The 21735-nt window shown below is 48.6% G+C and carries 19 protein-coding genes; 12 read left to right on the top strand and 7 right to left on the bottom strand.

The window, feature by feature from the left end; all coding sequences use genetic code 11:
* Positions 1-6 precede the first annotated feature (6 nt).
* The 3 genes from ACXAGC_RS10200 to ACXAGC_RS10210 are packed head-to-tail and all read right to left on the bottom strand — an operon-like array spanning position 7 to position 2361.
* Positions 7-948: a 5-oxoprolinase subunit C family protein gene (locus tag ACXAGC_RS10200; RefSeq protein ID WP_474844292.1), complete on the bottom strand. Its 942-nt coding sequence runs from the start codon at positions 946-948 to the stop codon at positions 7-9.
* Positions 945-1634: a 5-oxoprolinase subunit PxpB gene (gene pxpB, locus ACXAGC_RS10205; protein WP_474844293.1), complete on the bottom strand. Its 690-nt coding sequence runs from the start codon at positions 1632-1634 to the stop codon at positions 945-947. The genes ACXAGC_RS10200 and pxpB overlap by 4 nt, the downstream gene beginning before the upstream one ends.
* Positions 1621-2361 carry a 5-oxoprolinase subunit PxpA gene (locus tag ACXAGC_RS10210; protein WP_474844294.1) on the bottom strand — a complete coding sequence of 247 codons (741 nt, stop codon included), beginning with the start codon at positions 2359-2361 and terminating at the stop codon, positions 1621-1623. The genes pxpB and ACXAGC_RS10210 overlap by 14 nt, the downstream gene beginning before the upstream one ends.
* Positions 2362-2427: 66 nt before the next feature.
* On the opposite strand from ACXAGC_RS10210, the gene ACXAGC_RS10215 reads away from it, so the two are divergent.
* The 6 genes from ACXAGC_RS10215 to ACXAGC_RS10240 all read left to right on the top strand — a co-directional run bounded on the left by ACXAGC_RS10215 (position 2428) and on the right by ACXAGC_RS10240 (position 12261).
* Complete coding sequence (locus ACXAGC_RS10215) at positions 2428-3273, top strand: CvfB family protein (protein ID WP_474844295.1); 846 nt, start codon at positions 2428-2430, stop codon at positions 3271-3273.
* Positions 3274-3283: 10 nt separating this feature from the next.
* Entirely contained in the window at positions 3284-3676 is a 393-nt protein-coding gene (locus ACXAGC_RS10220) for an OsmC family protein (RefSeq protein ID WP_474844296.1), read from the top strand.
* A complete protein-coding gene (locus tag ACXAGC_RS10225) occupies positions 3673-4548 on the top strand; it encodes an EamA family transporter (RefSeq protein WP_474844297.1) in 876 nt (291 codons plus the stop codon). Before ACXAGC_RS10220 ends, ACXAGC_RS10225 begins: the two co-directional genes overlap by 4 nt.
* Before the next feature lie 258 nt (positions 4549-4806).
* Positions 4807-5874, top strand: a complete 1068-nt coding sequence (locus ACXAGC_RS10230) for an efflux RND transporter periplasmic adaptor subunit (RefSeq protein ID WP_474844298.1) — start codon at positions 4807-4809, stop codon at positions 5872-5874.
* Positions 5875-5897: 23 nt separating this feature from the next.
* Positions 5898-9194 (top strand): efflux RND transporter permease subunit, encoded by a 3297-nt coding sequence (locus ACXAGC_RS10235; protein ID WP_474844299.1) that lies wholly within the window; start codon positions 5898-5900, stop codon positions 9192-9194.
* On the top strand, positions 9187-12261 hold the full coding sequence (locus ACXAGC_RS10240; RefSeq protein WP_474844300.1) for an efflux RND transporter permease subunit: 3075 nt from the start codon (positions 9187-9189) through the stop codon (positions 12259-12261). The genes ACXAGC_RS10235 and ACXAGC_RS10240 overlap by 8 nt, the downstream gene beginning before the upstream one ends.
* A gap of 73 nt (positions 12262-12334) precedes the next feature.
* Here the strand turns inward: ACXAGC_RS10240 and ACXAGC_RS10245 are convergent, their stop codons facing one another.
* Entirely contained in the window at positions 12335-12655 is a 321-nt protein-coding gene (locus ACXAGC_RS10245) for a hypothetical protein (RefSeq protein WP_349586916.1), read from the bottom strand.
* Between the two features lie 710 nt (positions 12656-13365).
* Between ACXAGC_RS10245 and ACXAGC_RS10250 the strand changes: the two genes are divergently transcribed.
* From ACXAGC_RS10250 to ACXAGC_RS10270, 5 genes are all read left to right on the top strand, one after another.
* Positions 13366-14598 (top strand): pyridoxal phosphate-dependent aminotransferase, encoded by a 1233-nt coding sequence (locus ACXAGC_RS10250; RefSeq protein ID WP_474844301.1) that lies wholly within the window; start codon positions 13366-13368, stop codon positions 14596-14598.
* Positions 14598-15203 (top strand): 5'-deoxynucleotidase, encoded by a 606-nt coding sequence (gene yfbR, locus ACXAGC_RS10255; protein WP_119501503.1) that lies wholly within the window; start codon positions 14598-14600, stop codon positions 15201-15203. Before ACXAGC_RS10250 ends, yfbR begins: the two co-directional genes overlap by 1 nt.
* Positions 15204-15288: 85 nt before the next feature.
* The gene (locus ACXAGC_RS10260; RefSeq protein WP_474844302.1) at positions 15289-16623 is read left to right on the top strand and encodes an anti-phage deoxyguanosine triphosphatase; all 1335 of its coding nucleotides are present in this window, start codon (positions 15289-15291) and stop codon (positions 16621-16623) included.
* Between the two features lie 107 nt (positions 16624-16730).
* Entirely contained in the window at positions 16731-17738 is a 1008-nt protein-coding gene (gene msrP, locus ACXAGC_RS10265; protein ID WP_474844303.1) for a protein-methionine-sulfoxide reductase catalytic subunit MsrP, read from the top strand.
* A 6-nt stretch (positions 17739-17744) separates the two neighbouring features.
* On the top strand, positions 17745-18350 hold the full coding sequence (locus ACXAGC_RS10270; protein ID WP_474844305.1) for a protein-methionine-sulfoxide reductase heme-binding subunit MsrQ: 606 nt from the start codon (positions 17745-17747) through the stop codon (positions 18348-18350).
* A 112-nt stretch (positions 18351-18462) separates the two neighbouring features.
* Here the strand turns inward: ACXAGC_RS10270 and ACXAGC_RS10275 are convergent, their stop codons facing one another.
* The 3 genes from ACXAGC_RS10275 to ACXAGC_RS10285 are packed head-to-tail and all read right to left on the bottom strand — an operon-like array spanning position 18463 to position 20998.
* Positions 18463-18987, bottom strand: a complete 525-nt coding sequence (locus ACXAGC_RS10275) for a RidA family protein (protein ID WP_474844306.1) — start codon at positions 18985-18987, stop codon at positions 18463-18465.
* A 15-nt stretch (positions 18988-19002) separates the two neighbouring features.
* Positions 19003-19398, bottom strand: coding sequence for a c-type cytochrome (locus ACXAGC_RS10280; RefSeq protein WP_474844307.1), 396 nt, complete (start codon positions 19396-19398; stop codon positions 19003-19005).
* A gap of 16 nt (positions 19399-19414) precedes the next feature.
* Positions 19415-20998, bottom strand: coding sequence for a flavin monoamine oxidase family protein (locus ACXAGC_RS10285; protein WP_474844308.1), 1584 nt, complete (start codon positions 20996-20998; stop codon positions 19415-19417).
* Positions 20999-21363: 365 nt separating this feature from the next.
* Between ACXAGC_RS10285 and ACXAGC_RS10290 the strand changes: the two genes are divergently transcribed.
* Positions 21364-21723: a deoxyguanosinetriphosphate triphosphohydrolase gene (locus tag ACXAGC_RS10290; protein WP_474844309.1), complete on the top strand. Its 360-nt coding sequence runs from the start codon at positions 21364-21366 to the stop codon at positions 21721-21723.
* Positions 21724-21735 lie beyond the last annotated feature (12 nt).

The following is a 21735-nucleotide window of genomic DNA, read 5'->3' on the forward strand; positions in this document are numbered from 1 at the left end:
CAGATATCAATTGTTCCTGAAAAAATTGTCAAAACGGGCTTGCCTTAACAGCCATGTTCCACGGGCATTTTCCGGATCCACCGGATTAAACGTTAACGTTGTGCCGGGAACAGACTGCGCTACCCTCGGAAGATCATATGGCGCTATTACACCGATTTTGGGATAGCCGCCCAGAGTTTGTCTGTCAGCCAGCATTATAATCGGCTGACCGTCTGCAGGCACCTGCACAGAACCGCAATTAATCCCTTCTGAGCGCATAGCTTCAAACCCCGACGATATGGCAGGACCACTCAGGCGATAACCCATACGGTCACTTTGCGGTGTCACACTGTAGGCTGAGGAATAAAAAGTTGCCCGGACTCTGCTGCTGAACACGTCATGCTGATAAGCCGGAATAATATCAACCGGTGCATCACTGGCATAGGGAGCAAGCATGGAAGCAGGCAATATGCGGCTTATGTTTTCCTGTGCTGCAGGGACAACATGAATTGTGTCACCGGCATGAAGAGGCCTTCCGTCACCGGCAAGTCCGCCCAGCTTTTCCCGCATCACGGTGCACACAGAACCGGCTATTTCAGGTATCTGCCAGTCGCCCTGAACAGCGAAATAGCAACGTTGACCTGCAAGCTGCTGCGAAATCTGAACGTCGTCTCCGGCGCTGAGGTTAATTGTGGCCAGTTCAGAAGCAGGTTCACCGTTCACGGCAAGTGAAACAGCAGGGCCGCAAACAGCCATAGTGGCTGAATGCTCAAATCTGATGTGTACATCACCGGCAATTTCAATGCAAGGATTGCCTTCAGGATTGCCAGAAAGCCAGTTTGCAAAGTTAAAAGCTTCGACGTCTAAAGGACCTGAGCCGCTAAAACCCTGCTCCTGCATCCCTGTTCTGCCGGCATCAACGATTAAACTGATGAATCCCGGATTGATAATAGTAAAGGATATTGTCATGCCTTCACCTGCTCCAGGTATTCCCGCTCATCAATTTCATAGAACTCTACTTCGTCGCCGGCCTGCAAGAGGGCCGGCTGCGCACTGGCAGGATAAAATAAAGTTAACGGACTGAGTCCCAGTAACTGCCAGCCGCCGGGCGATACTTGCGGATACACTGCAGCCTGACGGTCGGCCAGTGCAACCGCACCGGCGGGCACTTTTGTCCTCGGTGTTTTGCGGCGCGGTACCGACAGACGTTCCGGACTTTCCCCCAGATAAGCGAAACCGGGCGCAAACCCCACTGCAAACACGCGGTACACGGTTGCTGTATGCAATGCAATTATCTCACTGACCGCCAGGCCGGTGTGAGAAGCGACTTCATCGAGATCGTTCGCTTCCGGGGCACCATACCAGACAGGGATCCGGTGTCGTCGAAGGCTTTTTCCGGCTGACATCTGCGGTTGCAGTTGACGCAATAAACGATATACACCATGGCTGTCAGTTATCTTTGCATCGAACAAAATTAGCAGGGAGTCATAGGACGGGATGGCTTCTTTTAACCAGATTGGCGGATTCGCCTTCAACGCAAGATGATAAGCGGAAACCGCAGCGTTCATTTGCGTGACATCTTTACCACCGAAGTACAATATGAGACCGTCCATGCCGGCAAAGGCAATGTGACGGACATTGTCAAAGGGTTGCATGATTCAGCATTTCTCTGAATGATTTTGCCATCGCCACTGCGCCGGGTGAATCGCCGTGCACACAAAGGGTGTCTACCTGCAACGACAGCGTTTTACCGCCACTGGTTATAATCGTACCGTGTTCCAGTAATCCCTGTACCTGCGCGGTGGCCTGATCATGATTCAGCACCGCACCGGCGTGTTGCCTCGACATTAAATAGCCGTCATCGGTGTACCGGCGATCAGCAAAGGCTTCAAATTGAAGCCGGAGCCCGTAAACCTCAGCTTCTGCAATAAGTTTGTCGCTGTCAGGATGAGCCTGAATCATCAGACTGAGCGCTCCCTGCCCCGCTTCTGCCACGGCTTTCATGACGGTCTGGCGCAGCGCCCTGTCCTGCATTAAATCGTTATACAGCGCTCCGTGAGGTTTAACGTAGGACACCTCTACCTGCTGAATTCGGGCAATGCCGGTCAATGCTGCAATCTGGTATTGCAGGCAGGCTGTCAGCTCATCATCCGCCATTTTCATTGAACGCCGGCCGAAGCCCTGCAGATCCGGATAAGACGGATGAGCCCCCGTGGCCACACCCGCTGCTTTAGCCAGTGCGACAGCTTTACGCATTACCAGCGGATCACCGGCGTGAAAGCCACAGGCAATGTTCGCCTGATCGATATACTGCATAATGTCGCCGTCGACAGGCATATGCCAGGCACCGAAACTTTCACCAAGATCGCAATTCAACTTCATAATGGTTTAGCTCATTCTCACAATTGGTTATCATGTTACCTGTATTTACTTTCACAGTCAGTCCTGATGATACACATTGGCAAAATCAATACCCTTCAAGTCGGTGAATCACTGCCTTTTGGCTTTCACCTCTCCAGTGGCGATGATAACGATCCACTGGTACTGCTAACCCATGAAAATATGGCCGCGCTGCCGGAAAAAGTGAAAACCGGAGATACGCTGGATATTTTTGTCGGCATTGATGAAACCGGAAATCTTGAAGCCTGGCCGCAAACACCGGTAGCGCAGGCTGGTGATACCGTGGTGCTTAAAGCAACCGGCGCGACAAACTTCGGTGCGTTTTTTGACTGGGGCGGTCAACGGGATCTGCTTGTCCCTGCGGGCATGCAGGACGGACCGGTCAATGAAGGCATGCGTTATGTTGTCCATATTTATCACGATGAAAGTACCGGCCGCGTCCTGGGCGCCACCCGGCTCCACCGTTTCATTAAGGAATCGTCAGATACATTGAAAGCCGGCGACGGGGTTGAATGCCTGGTGTATTCAAAAACGGAACTGGGTTTTAAAGTCGTCATTAATGGTGAGGCACTGGGACTGATTTTTCACAGTGATGCATTTAAGTCATTAAAAACCGGTCAGCGACTGGATGCTGTCATTAAGACCATCCGCGAGGACGGCAAAATTGATGTAGCCCTTCAACGTACCGACAAAATCGGCCGGAAAACACTGGAAGAAGCTATTCTGGAAGATCTGGAAGCGCATGGCGGTGTTTCTATCTTAACCGATAAAAGCAAACCGGAAGATATTTACGCCCACTTTAATGTCAGTAAAGCGGCATATAAAAAAGCATTGGGTGCGTTATATAAACAACGCAAAATTACCATCACGAAAGATGCAGTAAAACTGAATTAACAGGAATAACATGAAAGCAAAAGTTGTATGGGATAACGATCTCACTTTTACCGGTACCACAGATTCCGGCTACAAAACCGTGATGGACGGCAACGGACAGGCCATCTCTCCCATGGAATCCGTGCTGATTGCAGCCGGGAGTTGCTCCAGTATCGATGTGGTGGATATTTTGAAAAAAGGCCGGTTCGACATTTCCCATTGTGAATGTGAACTGGTAGCAGAGCGCGCAGAAAACCCGCCCAGAGTTTTCACTAAAATTGTTGCCTGTTATAAAGTAAAAGGCGAAGGTTTATCTGAAAAAGCCGTTGCCAGAGCCGTACAACTGTCAGCAGAAAAATACTGTTCAGTGATGTTAATGCTGGCAGGTAATGTAGAGATCGAAACCCGCTTCGAAATTCTGTGACCTGGATATTCTTTACCGTTGGCGCGGTAATCCTGCAAACATTCAGAAACGCCTTTCAAAGTAAACTCAGCCAGCACGTCAACACCTCAGGTGTGACGCTGGCCCGTTTTCTTTTTGCTCCGCCAATCGCTCTCGCCTATCTGATTACGCTTTATCAGTTTTATCCTGTGGGCATACCGGCATTTGACAGCACTTTTATCGCCTATATTCTGGTGTCCGCAGTCATGCAAATTGTGGCCACATCCCTTATGGTGGTGTTGTTTAAGCAAAAAAATTTCGCTGTGGGTGCAGGACTGGCAAAAAGCGAGGCGCTGGTTGCCGCGGTTTTAGGCACGCTTTTCTTCGGTAGTCAGCTTACCTCTTTTGGCTGGCTGGGGATCATTATCGGGGCGGTTGCGGTATTTGTACTGAGTGGTGCAACGCGCAAAGGCGAACTCAGCCTGAAAACCATACTGACCGGACTCGCCTGCGGAGGCAGTTTTGCACTGACCTCGCTGTTTATCCGCGAGGCGGCCAATCAGCTTTCTGTTCCCTTCCCGGTGAATACTGCCTGGGGACTGCTGTGGGTTCTGTGCATTCAGACACTGATCCTCTGTGTTTATATTTCTATAAAAGAGCCCTACGTATTCCGGCAACTTCGCCGTCAGCCGGCACTGACGCTGGCTGCCAGTACCACCAGCTGTTTTGGTTCAGTTTGCTGGTTCAGTGCTATGACTATACAGTATGTGGCCTATGTAAAAACACTGGGACAGATAGAAGTGCTGACCACCATGGTCATTTCGGCGGTGATGCTGAAAACACCGGTCAAAGGTCACGAAGTGACTGGCCTGGTGCTTATTGCTATAGCTGCAATATGTGTGATGTGGAGCTGACGACCGGCTTCATTCTTCCCTTTTTGAAGCCCTGATGTCAGTCCGCTCAGAAGCCTCTCAATTATTTTGCTTAACACTGATTTTAACACCAGTAATTAGTGGTTTTGACTAATACTTGTGTATCTCGCCAACTCCCCTCCTCTCACCAAAAACACTAACCTGTTGAATATAATAACAATTATACGAAAGTTGTAGAGTGGCATGGTCAATGCTGTTACGGGGTATAACTTATAACAGTACTCACTACGGGCTTTGACCATGGAAACCAGAACACCTTTATTACTCGCAGCAACCTTTTCACTTGGCTTACTCAGCACGACCCTTGCCGGTTGCGGCAATGCCGGCGCCACGGATGAAGAAAAGGAAGAGGCCGTTATCATTACTATTCCTGTTGAAGCGATAACCATTCAGCGGGGTGAAATTTCGTCAAATTATGCAACCACCGCTATTTTAGAAGCGCAGGAAGAAGCGTTCGTTGTCGCCAGAGCATCCGGCATCATCGAACATATCCTGGTTGAAGAAGGTGACTATGTTGAAAAAGGTCAGATCCTGGCGCAACTTGATAAACGACGTTATGAACTGAACCTGCAAAAAGCAAGAGCTGACTTAGCCGGTATTGAGCAGGAACTGGCGAAAATGAATAAGGTATATTCCCGCAAACTGATCAGTGACGATGCGTTTGAGAAGCTGACCGCTCAGTTTGAGTCTGTACAGGCGAATGTTGAACTGGCCGAACTGGATCTGAAAGAAACGACCATCACCGCCCCTATCAGTGGCTATATTGCAGAGCGTAATGCCAAAGTTGGTAACCTGACTGAATCCTTCCAGCGCGAACGTATGTTTCATATTGTCCAGCAGAAATCCCTGCAAGGTATTGTCTATCTGCCCGAGAGTGAACTTTCTCAAATCCGCAATAATCAGCAGGCTACACTGACTATCCCCGCACTGAACCACCGCAAAGTTACTGCCCGCGTAGCACGTATAAGCCCTGTCATTGATGCCACAACCGGCACATTTAAAGTGACTCTGAACGTACCCAATGACGAAGAAAGACTGAAAGCCGGTATGTTCAGTGAAGTTGCCCTGAATTATGACACTCACAGTGATACGCCGCTTTTGCCTCGCTCTGCACTGGTGAGTATTGATAACGAGAGCAATGTATTTGTTGTCCGTGACGGAAAAGCATTAAAAGTGCCTGTGACGCTGGGCTTTGAAGATGCCGGCATGGTGGAAATTATCAGCGGCCTCACCGGCAACGAAACCGTTGTCACCGTTGGCCACCAGAATCTTAAAGATCAAACCCCTGTAGACGTTGTTAACAGCTGATTTTACGCGCAAAGGAACTGACAATGAGTATTGTAAAATTAGCGGTTAGACGTCCGGTCGCCATCGCCATGTTTACTGCTGCCATTCTGCTTTTTGGTATGGTGTCACTGAGCAGACTGTCGGTGAATCTGTTACCTGAACTGTCCTACCCGACACTTACAATCCGCACTGACTACGAAGGTGCTGCGCCTGCGGAACTCGAACAACTGGTGAGTAAGCCGGTAGAGGAAGCGGTAGGTGTGGTAAAAGGCGTCAAAAGCGTTAAATCAATTTCCAGAGCTGGTCAGTCTGATGTGGTACTGCAGTTTGCCTGGGGTACTGACATGGACTTTGCCAGCCTGGAAGTACGGGAAAAGCTGGATATTCTGCAACTGCCACTGGATGTGGACAAACCCCGGCTTTTAAAGTTTAACCCCTCTATGGATCCGGTGATGAAACTGGGCCTGTCGCTGACACCGGACGCCCTTTCAAGTGATCCCCGCCTGGCAGCGGAACAAATGAAGACACTGCGCTTATTTGCAGAAGAGCAGATAAAGCGCAAACTGGAGTCTGTTGAAGGTGTTGCCTCTGTGCGGCTGGGCGGCGGACTTGAAAACGAAATTCAGGTACTGGTTGATCCCCGGAAAGCCAGTCAGCTGGGTGTCAGTATGAGCACCATTATCACCCGCTTACAGGAAGAGAATGTCAATGCCGCAGGAGGCCGGCTGGATGACGGCACGCAGGCATTTCTGGTGCGCACACTCAACGAATTTGAATCCCTGAAAGATATCGAAAATGTGTATATCAGCCGGTTTGAAGGCAAAAATGTTCAGTTAAAAGACGTGGCCAGCGTCAGTAATCTGTACAAAGAAAGAGATGCTGTCACCCGTTTTAACGGCACGGAAGGCACAGAGATAGCCATCTATAAAGAAGGCGATGCGAACTCTGTGGATGTGGCTACACGGGTTCTGACCGAAATTGATGCGTTGTCCGGAGCGCTGCCCGCACAATATCATCTTGAAACCATTTACAACCAGAGCACCTTTATTAAGCAGGCCATCGACGATGTTAAAACGTCAGCGATGATCGGCGGCTTGCTGGCAATGCTGGTGATTTACCTGTTTCTGCGGGATTTCAGCACTACGCTAATCATCTCGGTTTCCATTCCAGTTTCCGTCATAGCCACCTTTAATCTGATGTATGGTAATGACATCAGCCTGAATATCATGAGTTTAGGTGGTATTGCGCTGGCAGTAGGTCTGCTTGTGGATAACAGCATTGTGGTGCTGGAGAATATCGACAGACACCGCAAACTCACGAACGGTAACAAAGCCCTGGCGGCAGAGCGCGGTACAGAAGAAGTGACCGGTGCGATTATTGCCTCCACACTCACCACGATGGCGGTGTTTGTGCCTCTGATATTTGTTGAAGGTATCGCCGGGCAGTTGTTCCGTGATCAGGCGATGACCGTGTCATTTGCCCTCGCGGCTTCTCTGGTCGTGGCTCTGACACTGATCCCTGCTCTTGCAGCACGCAGCCGCCGCACAGAACCTGCTCACACGGAGACTTTCAGCCAGCCCGTCGTGCCCTCATCTGCACATCCTGCCCTGCGCGGCCTTAAAGCAATTCTCACATTTCCGTTCCGGTTGCTGTTTATTTACTTACCTCAGGCATTATTCACTGTTATTTTTGCTCTGTGGAAGGCTTTATCAGTATGCTTTGGCGTGCTGTTCCGTCCGCTCACCGCACTGGTAGCAGCAGGCTTCAGTTTGCTGGAAAAAGGCTATGATAAAGCAATACGCGGTGCCCTCTCACAACGGGCCATAGTCCTTGTTATTGCCCTTGCCATTACTGCCAGTTCTGTACTGTTATTGCCACGCCTTGGAATGGAACTTATTCCGAAACTCACTCAGGGAGAGTTTTACGTCGAAGTCACCCTGCCGGCGGGTACCCGCGTTCAGCATACCGACGCCTTACTGGCCCGGCTGGCTGAGGTCACCAATGCCCGGGCCGGCGTGGAACGAAGCTATTCACTGGCCGGAACCGGCAGTTTACTCAGCGCAGCCCCGGGACAGGGTGGTGATCACTGGGGTCAGTTAAATGTTGTTATGAAGCCCGGTGCAGGCACTGATGACATGGAAGAAGTAAAAACAGCTATGCGGCAATTTCTGTCATCGCAGGCCGGCGTACAAAGTCAGTTTGGCGAACCTGAGTTATTCAGTTTTGCAGCCCCGTTGCAGATCCAGTTGCAGGGCTATGATTTAAACCAGTTACAACAATACAGCCGTTCGATTATGTTAAAGCTTGAGCAAAACCGGCGCTTTACTGACATCACCACAACACTGCAGGCCGGTAATCCCGAGCTTAAAATAGCCTTTAATAATGCCGCACTTGCCAGACTGGGCCTTGACGCAAAGCAGGTTTCGGATGTTGTTGCAGCACAAGTTGGCGGTAAGGTGGCAACTCAATACTCTATGGATGACAGAAAGGTCGACATTCTGGTACGTAATCAGTTGCAACAACGGGATAATGTTAACGACGTCAAACAAATTATCGTCAATCCGGACAGTGATTTCCCTGTACCGCTATCCGCTGTTGCTGATGTGTTTATGAGTACGGGACCGTCTGAGATTACCCGTGAAGACCAGCAACGTGTGGTGCTTATTAACGCTAACCTTGCTTACGGCGATCTGGCTGAAGCCGTGGAAGAAGCGCAGGCAGCACTGGCATCAATCCGTTTCCCCCTGTCATTAAAAGCGGTAGTGGCCGGGCAGAGCGAGGATATGCAGGAAAGCTTTGCGTCACTGCAGTTTGCTTTAGCCCTTGCTGTTTTTATGGTCTATCTGGTGATGGCGTCTCAGTTTGAATCACTGTTACATCCCCTGCTTATTTTGTTTGCCGTGCCACTTGCCGGTGCAGGCTCTGTGTTCGGGCTCTGGCTCACTGACACACATATCTCTGTAGTGGTATTTATCGGTCTTATCATGTTGTGCGGGATTGTTGTGAATAATGCCATTGTGCTTATCGACCGCATTAATCAGCTCAGGGCTGCCGGCATGGAAAAAAATGCAGCGATTATCGATGCAGGGAAAAGCCGTCTACGCCCGATTGTGATGACAACCCTTACCACTATTCTCGGCCTGTTACCCATGGCAATTGGTTTCGGCGATGGTGCAGAAGTGCGTACGCCCATGGCGGTCACTGTGATATCAGGATTAATCTTTGCCACTCTGCTGACACTGGTACTTATCCCGGTACTGTACAGCTTATTTGATACGAAAGAATTTGCGGCCCGTCCGGCACTTTCAGAGGAAGAAAACGGAGAACGCACTTATGGATAATCACGCTTCTGCCGGTGCTGCCCGTCTGGCACGGTTTGCTTTGACCCACCCGGTTACCGTTTGCATGTGCTTTTTGTCCATGTTGCTGTTCGGCGTTATGGCATCCCGGTTATTACCCCTGGAGAAATTTCCCGGAATCGATATTCCTGAGATAGTGGTTGAAGTGCCATACCGTGACGCCACCCCATCTGAAGTTGAGCGCATGATAACCCGTCCGGTAGAAGAAGTACTCGCTACCATGTCAGGAATCAAACGCCTGCAGGCCACATCCATGGAAGACCGGGCGCAAATTTTCATCGAGTTTGACTGGGATGAAAATATCAAAGCCAAGAGCATTGAAGCCAGAGAGAAAATCGACGCTATCCGCCACGAATTACCGGATGATGTTGAACGGGTACTGGTTTACAAATTCAATACCAACGACATGCCAGTATTTCAGTTAAGGGTATCCAGTGCACGGGATTTAAGTAACGCTTATGACTTACTGGAAAGAAACCTTAAGCGCCCGCTGGAACGGGTACCGGGCGTCTCGAAAGTGGAACTTTACGGCGTGTTGAAAAAGCAGATTGTCATCCGCTTAGATCCGCAACAACTCAGTGCACTTAAAATCGATACAGCCAAACTGAGTCAGCGGCTGAGACAAGCTAATTTTTCAGCGTCGGCGGGAGCACTTGGTACTGAAAATAAAATTATTATCAATCCGGCCGGAGAATTCACTGATATTACCGACTTTGAAAATCTGATTGTGAGACCGGGGATCCGGCTAAAAGACATTGCTACCGTGAGTTGGGAAAGTCCGGAACGCAATGAAGGCCGTCATCTGGACCGTACTTACGCGGTTGGCTTCAATGTATTTCGTGAATCAGGCAGTAATCTGGTTGAAGTAGCAGACAAAGTCATGGCGGTAATTAAAAAAGCAGAGTCAGACCCTGAATTTAACGGAATCAACCTGTTTGTGATGGATGACACCGCGAAAAGTGTCAGTTCGTCGCTGGGCGATCTGATCATGGCAGGTTTACTTGGGGCGCTGTTGTCTGTGGCTGTGCTTTATGTATTTTTACGTCAATTATCCACCACTTTCATTGTTGTCCTCTCGGTGCCCTTCTCTATCTGTATTACCCTTGGCGTCATGTACCTGATGGGCTATTCCCTGAATATCCTGTCCCTGATGGGCCTGATGCTGGCGGTAGGCATGCTGGTGGATAACGCGGTGGTTGTCACAGAAAGTATTTTTCAGGCCCGTCAGAGTGACAGCAACGCGGTGCGTGCCACACAGACTGGCATCAATAAAGTAAGCCTTGCGGTTATAGCCGGCACGGCCACGACAGCTATCGTGTTTCTGCCTAACATTGTGGGCGTCAAAATTGATATCACGGTATTTCTGGAGCACGTGGCCATTGCCATCTGTATTTCACTGTTTGCCTCTTTGCTGCTGTCGCAGACGTTGATCCCCTTGCTGGTTTCAAAAGTGAAAGTACCGGTGGAAAAGAAGTTAATCCAACCCGGCTATATTACCCGCTACGGACGGTTGCTTAACTGGTCACTGGCACATCAGAAAACAACCGGATTTCTGGCGTTACTGATATTACTCAGCGCAACCATACCACTGAGCCAGATCAGCGGAGATGATGAAGGGAATAATGATAATGAGCGTATCTGGCTTGAATACCACATCACGCAAAATTACAGCCTTGAAGAGGTGGAATCTACCGTTAATAAAATGGAAGCATTTCTGTATGAAAATCAGCAGGCTTTTCATATTAAACAGGTTTATACCTATTTCGAAGCCGGTCATGCGGTATCAGGGATCACATTGAATGATGAACTACCTGTACCGGTATCAGAAATTAAAGAGGCTATCCGCGAAAAAATGCCACAATTTGCCAGAGCCCGTCCGTCGTTCCAGTGGGACAGCGGCAACGGTGGCGGTGTCCGTCTGACATTACTGGGAGAGTCTTCTACCCGCCTTCGGGAACTCGCTGATGCACTGGTGCCGGTTCTGGCCAGCATCGACGGACTGGAGGACGTAAAAGCCGACGTGGGCAGTGAAAAACAGGAATTTCAGATCACTATTGATCGTGAAAAGGCCTGGCGGGCCGGAGTCAAGCCTGACGACATTGCCGGCCTGGTAGGCACTGCGCTGCGGGGCATAAATCTGCGCACATTCCGCTACGGTGAGTCCGGCGAAACCGGTGTGAGACTGCTGTATGGCGAAACGGAACAGGCATCACTGCAAACCCTCAAAAGTCTGGTTGTGAGTCATGTTGATAACCGCCCTGTTACCTTAGATATGATTGCCGGTATTACGGTAAAACCTCAGTTGTCCGAAATTCGCCGGTTCTACCGCCAGACCGCACTGTCTGTGGGAGCTAACCTTGCTGAAGATGTGACCGTGGAGCAGGCAAGAGAACGGATAGAAAATGCCATGGCGTATGTTGCTTTACCAGAAGGCTACCAGTGGACTCTGGATGGCAGTTTCCGCCGGCAGGATGAGGCTTTCGCGGTCATGCAGATGAATATGTTGCTGGCTGTCTGCATGATTTATATCGTCATGGCTGCACTGTTTGAATCACTGTTGTTACCTGCCGCAGTGATCACATCACTCTTATTCTCGTTCACCGGCGTATTCTGGGCGTTTTTTGTGACCGGTACGTCGATGTCGGTAATGGGGATGATAGGCATGCTGATCCTGATGGGTATAGTGGTCAACAATGGCATTGTACTGGTCGACAGGATCAATCAGCTGGTAAATGAAAATGTCCCGTTGTACCGTGCAGTAACAGAAGGGTGTATGTCACGCATCAGGCCGGTGCTTATGACCGTGGCAACAACCGTACTGGGATTGGTGCCTCTGGCTGCAGGCAGCACAAAAATAGGCGGAGACGGGCCGGCATATTCACCTATGGCCATTGCGATAATCGGAGGACTGCTATTCTCAACACTAACCAGCCTGGTACTGGTACCTATGGCTTACGTGGCTTTACTGAGATTGCGGTTTAACGTGGTAAAAATGATGACGAAAAGCAGGGAATCAGTGAATCGTCGTTTTCAGGCGGGAAGAGAATAACGGTAGCCATTGACCAGGGTGGGAGCATCCATAATTGCTATGGCGTCCACCCTGCTCTTTAGCCAACCCACGCTTAGCTGCGTGAAGTCAGGAATTCATGTACGTCTGATGCTTCACGTTGTACAGAGAAGTCAACCAGAGTAGAACCGTTGCAAGTCAAACCGTCTTCAGCAGTCAGCATACGCAGAACTTCACGCTCAGTAGCAGCGATACGACCAACGTTACGGCTCAGGTTAACACGCAGTGCACGTACATCGTCAGTAGCAACAGCTTTACAGAAACCGGCGAATTGAGTGTCACCGATAAAACGGTATTCTTTATCAGCAGCAAAAGCAGGTGCAGAAACAGCAGCAACGCTCAGTACAGCAGCAAGAGTTTTAGTGATAGCTTTCATAATTCATTTCCTCAAAGTTTGGCGAACTTATTGTTTTTGTCTTCAGAACCCTGTGCCCTGTCGACGTATATATTTATCCTACAAAATCCGCGTAAATGCTGTTGTATTATTGTTTCAGGTGGGTAACAGTTTGGTAAAAGGCAATGAATCAGCTTTGTTACATTTGCAAAGTATTGATTTTTATTGATTATTTCTTATCATATATTTCATTATGGAATAAGTAATGATTACATAATGAGATATGAGTCTAAAAAATAAGCTTGGAACAGCGAAATTTAAACCACTTTTTCTGAAAGTTTAACAAAGTTTCACATGTAAAAGACGATTTAACGGCACAAAACAGCCTTAATTCTGTAATTAAATTACATTTCAACCCCTACTTTTGACTACATACGCCAGAAAAAATGCTCATTATTTACGCATAAAAATGTATAAAGCCGGCTAAATATTTACAGTTATCTGCCAACTGCCGCCACTAGCCGGCATTAAAAATACAGTAGCAACATGTGCTTTTTAAAAAATACTCATCATAAGATGAGTAAAAAGAATGCAACGGATCGCGAAGAAACCTCTCATTTAATAAGAATAGCGGAACGACTTCCTCCCTTATCACCATAAAATGATGATAAAGATAACAAAATCCTCTTAACAGACACCCAGCCGATGCGATACTCTGTCAGCCCTTTTACGCTGATAGATTAGAAGACCTGATGAAACCTGTAGAACGCTCTCACAAACTGGATAATGTATGTTACGACATCCGGGGTCCTATTGCGGCGCAAGCACGCAAGATGGAAGATGAGGGACATCGAATTCTGAAACTGAATATCGGGAATCCGGCGCCTTTCGGCTTTGAAGCGCCTGACGATATTCTGAAAGATGTTATTTATAATCTGCCCACTTCCCAGGGGTATTCAGAATCTGCAGGTATCTATGCGGCCCGTGTTGCCGTGATGCAGTACTACCAGCAAATGAACATTCCGGACATCCGCATTAATGACATCTTTATTGGCAATGGCGTCAGTGAAATGATCATGATGGCAATGCAGGCATTACTTAATACCGGCGACGAAGTGTTGATTCCAAGTCCTGATTATCCATTGTGGACAGCCGCAGTAAGCCTGTCTTCAGGAACACCTGTGCATTATCGTTGTGACGAAGAGGCAGACTGGTTTCCGGATATTGACGATATTAAAAGTAAAATCACCAGCCGAACACGGGCAATCGTCTTAATTAATCCGAACAATCCTACCGGTGCGGTCTACGACAAAACCTTATTGCAACAGGTGGTTGATGTAGCCAAAGAACACGGCCTCGTTATTTTCTCTGATGAGATCTATGACAAAATTCTCTACGACGGTCACAAGCATACCTGCATTGCTTCCCTGACTGATGAAGTGTTCTGTGTGACGCTGGGCGGTTTGTCTAAAAATTACCGTGTGGCAGGTTTCCGTGCCGGCTGGCTGGTAGTCAGCGGTAACAAGCGTATTGCTAAAGACTATATAGAAGGGATCAACATGCTTGCATCCATGCGGATGTGTGCCAATGTGCCTTGCCAGAGCGCGATTCAGACAGCGCTGGGTGGGTATCAGAGCATTAACGATCTGGTTTACGATGGTGGTCGCCTCAAAATCCAGCGGGATGTGGCTGCAGATATGCTGAACAGTATTCCCGGCATCCACTGTGTTAAACCTAAAGGGGCAATGTATTGCTTCGCCCGGGTCGACGCGAAAAAATTCAATATCAGCAATGACGAGCAGATGATTTTTGATTTGCTGAATGAAGAGAAAATTCTTCTTGTCCACGGCCGGGCATTTAACCTTCAGGAAGGCTGTTATTTCAGACTGGTATTTTTACCCCATGCTGACATCCTTAAACCTGCACTTACCCGCATCGGTTCGTTCTTCAAACATTACCGTCAGCACGGACCGGAAGTCATATAATGTCAAAGCAAAGCACGTTTTTAGCTTGGATCCTGCGTATGCCCCTGATCAAACGCTGGTCTCTGATGCATACCGTCAAAGGGGAAAACATTGCTGAACATTCCCATCAGGTTGCTGTTATCGCTCACCTGCTTGCAGTCATCCGTAAAGAACACTTTGGCGGTACGCTCAGCCCTGAACGTGCCGCGACTATTGCGCTTTACCATGAGGTCTCTGAAACGAAACTGTCAGATATTAATCATGTCACCAAATATCATAATCCCCGCATCACAAGGGAATTTAAGAAATTAGAAGACGCTTCTGAAAAAGAATGTGTCGCTTCTTTGCCTCTGGCATTACAGAAGCATTTCTCAGATTTGGTGGTACAGGCCAGTGTGGATCCTGAATATAAAACGCTGGTGAAAGCCGCCGATCTTATCTCGGCCTGGTTAAAAGCCTGCGATGAAATTGCTTTCGGTAACCGCGAGTTTATTCCCGTCCGTGACCGCCTCGACGGCATGCTTGCCCATTTTAAAGAAAAGCTGCCGGAAGTCCGTTATCTGTTCGACACATTCACAGACAATTGTCTGGTAAGCGTTGATGAACTGTCACAACAGGATATCTGACTCCCTCAGCCCTTTGTAATTCAAGGGTTTGATGCTATGTTGAACACTGAATCAACACGCATAAATGTGAGAGAGTAACTGCAATATGCCGGATTTTTCGTCAAAGTGGTGTGAAAGACGTTTGCCACGCAGTCAATCCCGGGACGGTGATCACAGAAACCCGTGGCAACGGGACAAAGCCAGAGTGCTGCATTCCGCCGCTTTCAGGCGGTTGCAGTCGAAAACACAGGTGCTGGGGGCCGGACTCAGCGACTTTTACCGCACCCGTCTTACGCACTCACTGGAAGCAGCTCAAATCGGCACCGGCATTACCGCTCAGTTACAGGGCAAGTTTCCCGGCGAAACCCGCGAGTTGCATCTCGACAGCAGCCTGATTGAAACCCTCTGTCTGGCTCATGACATCGGTCACCCTCCCTTCGGGCATGGTGGTGAAATTGCACTGAATTATATGATGCATGATCACGGCGGCTTTGAAGGAAACGGACAGACCTTCCGCATTATATGCCAGCTGGAACCCTATACTGAAGAGCACGGCATGAACCTTTGCCGCCGCAGTATTCTGGGACTGGTAAAATACCCCAATTTTATCGACACCCTTACAAACCCTGCCTGTCTCGGTACCCGGCCGGGTTCATTGAGGCAGCTTCAGGCCTCGCACTGGCACCCTCCCAAAGGGCTTTACCGTTGTGATGAAGCATTGTTTGACTGGCTGCTCGACCCTCTGGGCGATGACGAAAAAGACCGGTTCATGGCGTATGAGCACAATGAAGACAGACACGGGAAAACCCGTTACAAATCTTTTGATTGTTCCATTATGGAACTGGCGGATGATATCGCATACGGGATCCATGATCTTGAAGATGCCATCGTGATGAAAATGGTCTCGGTCAGCGCCTTTACTGAAGCCGTAACCAAACCTCTTGCAGAAATGGATGTCCCGTGGCTGTCAGCAGAGATCACATCTCTCACAAAACGCCTGTTCAGTGAGCGCCATCACGAACGGAAAAATGCCATCGGAGCACTGGTAAATAGCTTTATTACCGCGATTGTCATTGAAGAAAATCCTGTATTCAGCCATCCCCTGCTCCGTTACCAGGCCGTTATGCCTGAGCGGCATTTCAACGCCCTGGCTTTATTTAAGGATTTTGTATTTCAGAAGGTCATCAGGAAAACCGAAGTTCAGTTACTGGAGTACAAAGGTCAGCAAACAGTGATGGAACTGTTTGAAGCATTCAGTTCAGAACCGGAACGGCTGTTACCGGATAATACACGCAGCCGCTGGCTGAAAGCGCAGGAACAGGATAACGGTCACAGAGTCATTTCTGATTACATATCAGGCATGACAGATGAATTTGCCGCAAGGCTGTATGCCAGTTTGTTTTTACCCAAACAAACTGCACAATTCGACGGCTTCAGTTGAAATCCCGTAATTGCAGCAGCCTATAACCTGTAAATGAACAATATTTAATTGAAATAAAATCACTGTGACACCGGTCTTACAGATGTGTTTTTATAAAAAGGGTAGTTATGGCTCACCGCTTCAAACCATCTCAGACATTCAAAGATTGTGACGTTACTGATGAATCTGTTTACCGCGACCGCCGCAATGTGATCAAATCATTAGGCTTTGCCGGGCTGGGTGCGCTCATGTCGCAACCTGCATCAGCCTTTGGCTGGTTCACTGATGATGAAGAGAAAAAAGACACGTTCCGGACACGGCCTCTCGATTTTTCCGTGAATGATAACTTTAAACCTGATGAAGCACTCACACCGGAAGCAAAAGTAACGTCCTACAATAATTTTTACGAATTCGGCACAGACAAAAGCGATCCTGTAAATAACGCACAGCAATTCAGCACCGAACCCTGGACGTTGAAAGTAGACGGTCTGGTCGAAAAGCCTCTTACTCTCAATTACGATGATTTATTTACCCGGCTTGCGCTTGAAGAGAGAATTTACCGTTTACGCTGTGTCGAAGCCTGGTCGATGGTAATTCCCTGGACAGGATTTCAGCTAAGTCACTTGCTTGCAGAGGCGAAACCATTATCGTCGGCTAAATATGTGGCGTTCAAAACACTTTATGATCCTGAGCAGATGCCCGGCCAGCGAAGCCGCTTCACCGGAGGCGGCATTGACTACCCGTATGTAGAAGGCTTGCGTATTGACGAGGCGACGCACCCGCTAACTATGCTGGCAACCGGTGTCTATGGTAAAAGCCTGCCTCCACAAAACGGCGCGCCGGTAAGACTCGTCGTGCCCTGGAAGTACGGCTTCAAAAGTATCAAATCCATCGTCAGTATCACGTTAACAGACAAAGAGCCGCCAACAACCTGGAAACGTCTGGCCCACCGGGAATACGGCTTCTATGCGAATGTAAACCCGGCGGTTGATCATCCCAGGTGGAGTCAGGCTTCTGAAAGACGGATCACCAGTGGTGGTTTGTTTAATCAGAACCGCATCCCTACCCGCCCGTTTAACGGATACGAAGAAGTTGCATCACTGTATGCAGGTATGGATTTATCTAAGTTTTATTAGGTTTCAATGAAGAAAACGTTGTTTTCACGCCCTGTCAGGCTGACATCATTTCAGGTCAACAGTATTAAGTTTGTGATCCATGGCCTGGCATCGGGTTACCTGGCGTTGTTATTTTATGCCGGCATCAATGATCAGCTGGGTGCCGATCCGGTAAAAGCGCTGCTCCATTCCAGCGGGATTATGGCGGTGAACCTGTTACTTTTTACCCTCGCGTTGTCACAGATAGCAAGACGTCTGCCCTGCGCCGATATAATTAAACTCAGAAGAATGGCAGGGATCTATGTGTTTGTATACGCACTGGCGCATTTTCTTACCTGGCTGGCGTTTGAACTGCAGTTTGCCTTGCAGATGGCCGGCGCAGAGATCGTTGAAAGGCCTTATATACTGGTGGGTTTCGCCGCCTTATTGATCCTGCTTGCACTGACGCTCACGTCTCCGTTGTTCATCAGGAAAAAAATGAGACAGCGCTGGCAACCGCTTCACAACACCGTATGGGTGGCATTGTTTCTGGCCATTTTGCATTACACCTGGTCACTTAAAACAGGCTGGCAGGAGCCGGTGTTTTACTGGCTGGTTGCCGGTATATTGTTTAGTTTGCGCTACGTCAGGTAGACAGATGCTGGCGGGATAACAGAAAGGCTCAGAACAACATACCCTGTGTTTTATTGAATGCCGGTGGATGCCGGTGAATGCATAGTATCACCGGCACAAGGTTATTTGAGAATTACTCAGGACGAACCGCAGTCACTTCAATCTCTACCAGATAGTTAGGGTTCGCCAGACCGGCAACCTGTAAAGCTGACCTTGAAGGCAAGTTAGGCTGTTCATCTGTTCCGAAAAACTGAGTATAGCCTCGCATAAAGCCGGCAAAATCCATTTTCCCGTCCATTTCAGGATCCCCGACCAGAAATGCCTGCATCTTGATGACATCGCCCATAGTGAGCCCCAGACTTTTCAAGTTTTCGTCGATACGTTTCATGACGCTCACGGTTTGCATTTCTGTATCACCGTAGGCCTCCCTGCTGCCTTCCGGTGCGTCAGGGTTGCTTACGCCGGGTACAGACCCGCTTAAAAATACAATGGTACTGGTTGCCGGCACTTCAGAGGCGCGCAGTATGGGGAAATCTGAACCAATTAAACCATGACGTATAACAGTTTCTTTCGGGGTGGAGGTTGCTTCTGCTTCACTGCAACCTGTATTTGCAAGTACAGCACTCAGTAGTAACGGGGCAATTAATAACTTTTTCATTTACGTTTTTCCTTTTTATCTTCGGGCAATGGTTTTAACGTCTTCTGCACTCACGGTGTCAGTAAAATGGTTACCAAAGTGGGTACGTGTATAATTCACCACTTCGGCGATTTGTTCATCGGATAAATATTGTTTTAATGCGGGCATACCACCCATACCGTTGCTGACCATAAATGTGACATAGGGAGCAGCACTCAGTTTGGGATTGTTTGCCAGTGCAGGATATGCGCCTGCACCTTTGGCGCCCTGTGCATCAGGCATATGACATCCCTGACAAATAGCGTGATAAAGCTCATCTCCGGACACTTCTTCAAAATTCTTACCCTGAGAAAAACCGGCATCATCAGTAGCAAGTGCACAGCTGCTCAGAAGCAGTAAACCGGTACCGGCAACGTTAATTAATGATTTCATTGTTCTGTCCTCTCTTTCATGCAGCCGTTGTCAGTGCTTTGGCATGTAACCGTTCGATAGCGTCCCGCGCCGAAGCTATAGCCCCTTCCTGCCATGCAGGCAGATTTGAAGCATGCTCACCGGCCAGTACCAGACGACCATCTACCTGACACAGGTTTTCATAGTGTTCTTCCCGCTTTTCTTCAGTCCACACGCCATAGCATCCTTGTGTCCAGGGCACTCTGTGCCAGCCAACGGCAATGCCGTTGTCGAACTCCTGTTCGTATTGCGGATGGATCTGTTTGCCGTATTGAACGGCTTTTTTGACTCTCTCCTCCGGTGGTAACGAGGTAAATTCGAAAGCGTTCGGCCCCCATACATAGCCGCCCAGCAACACCCCTTTGCCTTTGTCACAAAACTTTGTACTGGGATAACTGATATTAGTAATGGGCAGATTGGTGTATGAAACACCGCCATAAATTGCATCGTCCTGCTCCCAGAAGCGGCGCTTAAATTCCAGGCCCACTTTCACTGACGCTGCGTAAGGCACCGAGCGGATAGCGGTTTTCATTGCATTGCTTGCTGTGACAGGGATCTGAGAAAGAATCGAGAGAGGAATTGTGCACACACACCAGTCAGCCTGTGCCTCTTTGGCAGTGCCCTGCTGGTCGTATTTCACTGTTACAACGGAGTCGCTCTGATCAACAGATGTGACTCTGGCGTTGTATTCGATAAGATCACCAACCCGTTTCTCAAAGGCTTTCGCAATACTGTCCATACCACCAACAGGCTGAAAAATACTGCTCTGGAATTCGATGTCCTGGCCATTCACTATGTATTTCCACAGTTCAGACTGCAGTAAAGCACTTTGGTCAAACAATTCGGAGGGTTCAGGTTTGGGTGACAGTCCGCCGCCCGGTGGTACTTTAAAGCCACGGCGTAAACTTGTCTCATAGGACTTTTTATAGGCAGAAGTTTTATCCAGTGCTCCCCAGTGACGAAGAGACTCAAAAAGCTTCTCTCTGTCTTCACCGCTCAATTCAGCATCAAGTGCATTCTGGTTAATGACTTTACTCAATAACTCAGCAGCATATCCCTGGTAATCAGCCTGCACTTCGCGGTAACGCTGGGGTTTACCGTTAAACGCTTTAGTTGAATGCACGTAAGCGTTGTAGTTAACCTGAATAAAAGGCTCAATAGGTACGTTAAACTCATTGATGTAAGACATCACATGATGGTGATGGTAGGGCACACGCCAGGGACCCGGATTGATGTAATTCCCCTCAGCGAACTGACATTGCTGGGTCGCACCACCCAGTTCTGTATAAGTATCGCCACCACGGAGCGTCCAGCAACGACCACCGGCTCTGCCATTAAACTCGAGGATTTTTACCTTGTAGCCGGCTTTGCGCAGCTCATAAGCCGCTGTCATACCCGCAACACCGGCACCCAACACCAGTACAGATGCCCCTTTCTTCGTACCACTTAATTTCAATGTACCGGGCTTTGTAGATTCGGCCGCAAAACCCAGTGAACTCATGGCCTGATACATCGCGCCGGCGCCCGCTGTTTTACCAATCCACCCTAATAATGCACGGCGGCTCATACTATGACTGCTCAACGACTGCCCTCCTTGTACTTAATGAAATATCGACAGATACGCATATATTGCACTGTAAGTACCACATTGAGCTGAGCAGGGTTAAACAGTCAAAAAATACGATAATCCGCTGAACCGGCCACAATATGTTATTTATATGTGAATCTTAGTTCGTTTATTGCTCAAACTCAGGACGCCTGTTGCCCTATTAAGATGCATTCGATGCACCAATGTTAAAAGTGTTAACGACTTCAGCCCACGCTACTGCTGGCTTGCTGTCCAAATCTGTTGTGTTGCGCTGCTTTTTTATGCAAAAAAATACTTGCACAAGTCTTCATTCTGAAATACTGTATACCCATACACTGTATAAACGAACAGGGATTACCATGACTCATTCAAACAACGTCGTTCAACTCAGCTTTGCCTTTGATGGCGCGCCCCGTGAAGTTTCACGTCCCCGTGGCTGGTCGTACTTAATTGCAGAATCGGTAGCCTTTAAAAAAGATGTGCCACACAGTATCCGTATGCAGAAACCTTCGGAAGAAGATGTACCAGGATGGATTTCAAGGCTCATCATGTCTGGTCAGTGCAAAACGATATATGTAGAGAATCTGGCTCTGGACGATCAGCAACGGGTGGTAATTCAACAATTATGTCGCCGTTATGCCGTTTCAGTTGTGAATCTGCGGGTTACCAACGATGAACAAAACAGCGAAATGAAGAATGTGGTTACCGGGCCTTGGTGATAGCCCTGTACA

It is taken from the genome of Alteromonas sp. AWJ4_197, assembly GCF_056160285.1.

Bases quoted from the DNA above. Each gene is read 5' to 3' on its own strand.
- ACXAGC_RS10220 (WP_474844296.1), top strand. From the start codon at position 3,284: ATGAAAGCAAAAGTTGTATGGGATAACGATCTCACTTTTACCGGTACC.
- ACXAGC_RS10290 (WP_474844309.1), top strand. From the start codon at position 21,364: ATGACTCATTCAAACAACGTCGTTCAACTCAGCTTTGCCTTTGATGGC.
- ACXAGC_RS10210 (WP_474844294.1), bottom strand. From the start codon at position 2,361: ATGAAGTTGAATTGCGATCTTGGTGAAAGTTTCGGTGCCTGGCATATG.
- ACXAGC_RS10230 (WP_474844298.1), top strand. From the start codon at position 4,807: ATGGAAACCAGAACACCTTTATTACTCGCAGCAACCTTTTCACTTGGC.
- ACXAGC_RS10280 (WP_474844307.1), bottom strand. From the start codon at position 19,398: ATGAAATCATTAATTAACGTTGCCGGTACCGGTTTACTGCTTCTGAGC.
- pxpB (WP_474844293.1), bottom strand. From the start codon at position 1,634: ATGCAACCCTTTGACAATGTCCGTCACATTGCCTTTGCCGGCATGGAC.
- ACXAGC_RS10270 (WP_474844305.1), top strand. From the start codon at position 17,745: ATGAAGAAAACGTTGTTTTCACGCCCTGTCAGGCTGACATCATTTCAG.
- ACXAGC_RS10240 (WP_474844300.1), top strand. From the start codon at position 9,187: ATGGATAATCACGCTTCTGCCGGTGCTGCCCGTCTGGCACGGTTTGCT.
- msrP (WP_474844303.1), top strand. From the start codon at position 16,731: ATGGCTCACCGCTTCAAACCATCTCAGACATTCAAAGATTGTGACGTT.
- ACXAGC_RS10200 (WP_474844292.1), bottom strand. From the start codon at position 948: ATGACAATATCCTTTACTATTATCAATCCGGGATTCATCAGTTTAATC.
- yfbR (WP_119501503.1), top strand. From the start codon at position 14,598: ATGTCAAAGCAAAGCACGTTTTTAGCTTGGATCCTGCGTATGCCCCTG.
- ACXAGC_RS10260 (WP_474844302.1), top strand. From the start codon at position 15,289: ATGCCGGATTTTTCGTCAAAGTGGTGTGAAAGACGTTTGCCACGCAGT.
- ACXAGC_RS10215 (WP_474844295.1), top strand. From the start codon at position 2,428: ATGATACACATTGGCAAAATCAATACCCTTCAAGTCGGTGAATCACTG.
- ACXAGC_RS10245 (WP_349586916.1), bottom strand. From the start codon at position 12,655: ATGAAAGCTATCACTAAAACTCTTGCTGCTGTACTGAGCGTTGCTGCT.
- ACXAGC_RS10235 (WP_474844299.1), top strand. From the start codon at position 5,898: ATGAGTATTGTAAAATTAGCGGTTAGACGTCCGGTCGCCATCGCCATG.
- ACXAGC_RS10275 (WP_474844306.1), bottom strand. From the start codon at position 18,987: ATGAAAAAGTTATTAATTGCCCCGTTACTACTGAGTGCTGTACTTGCA.
- ACXAGC_RS10250 (WP_474844301.1), top strand. From the start codon at position 13,366: ATGAAACCTGTAGAACGCTCTCACAAACTGGATAATGTATGTTACGAC.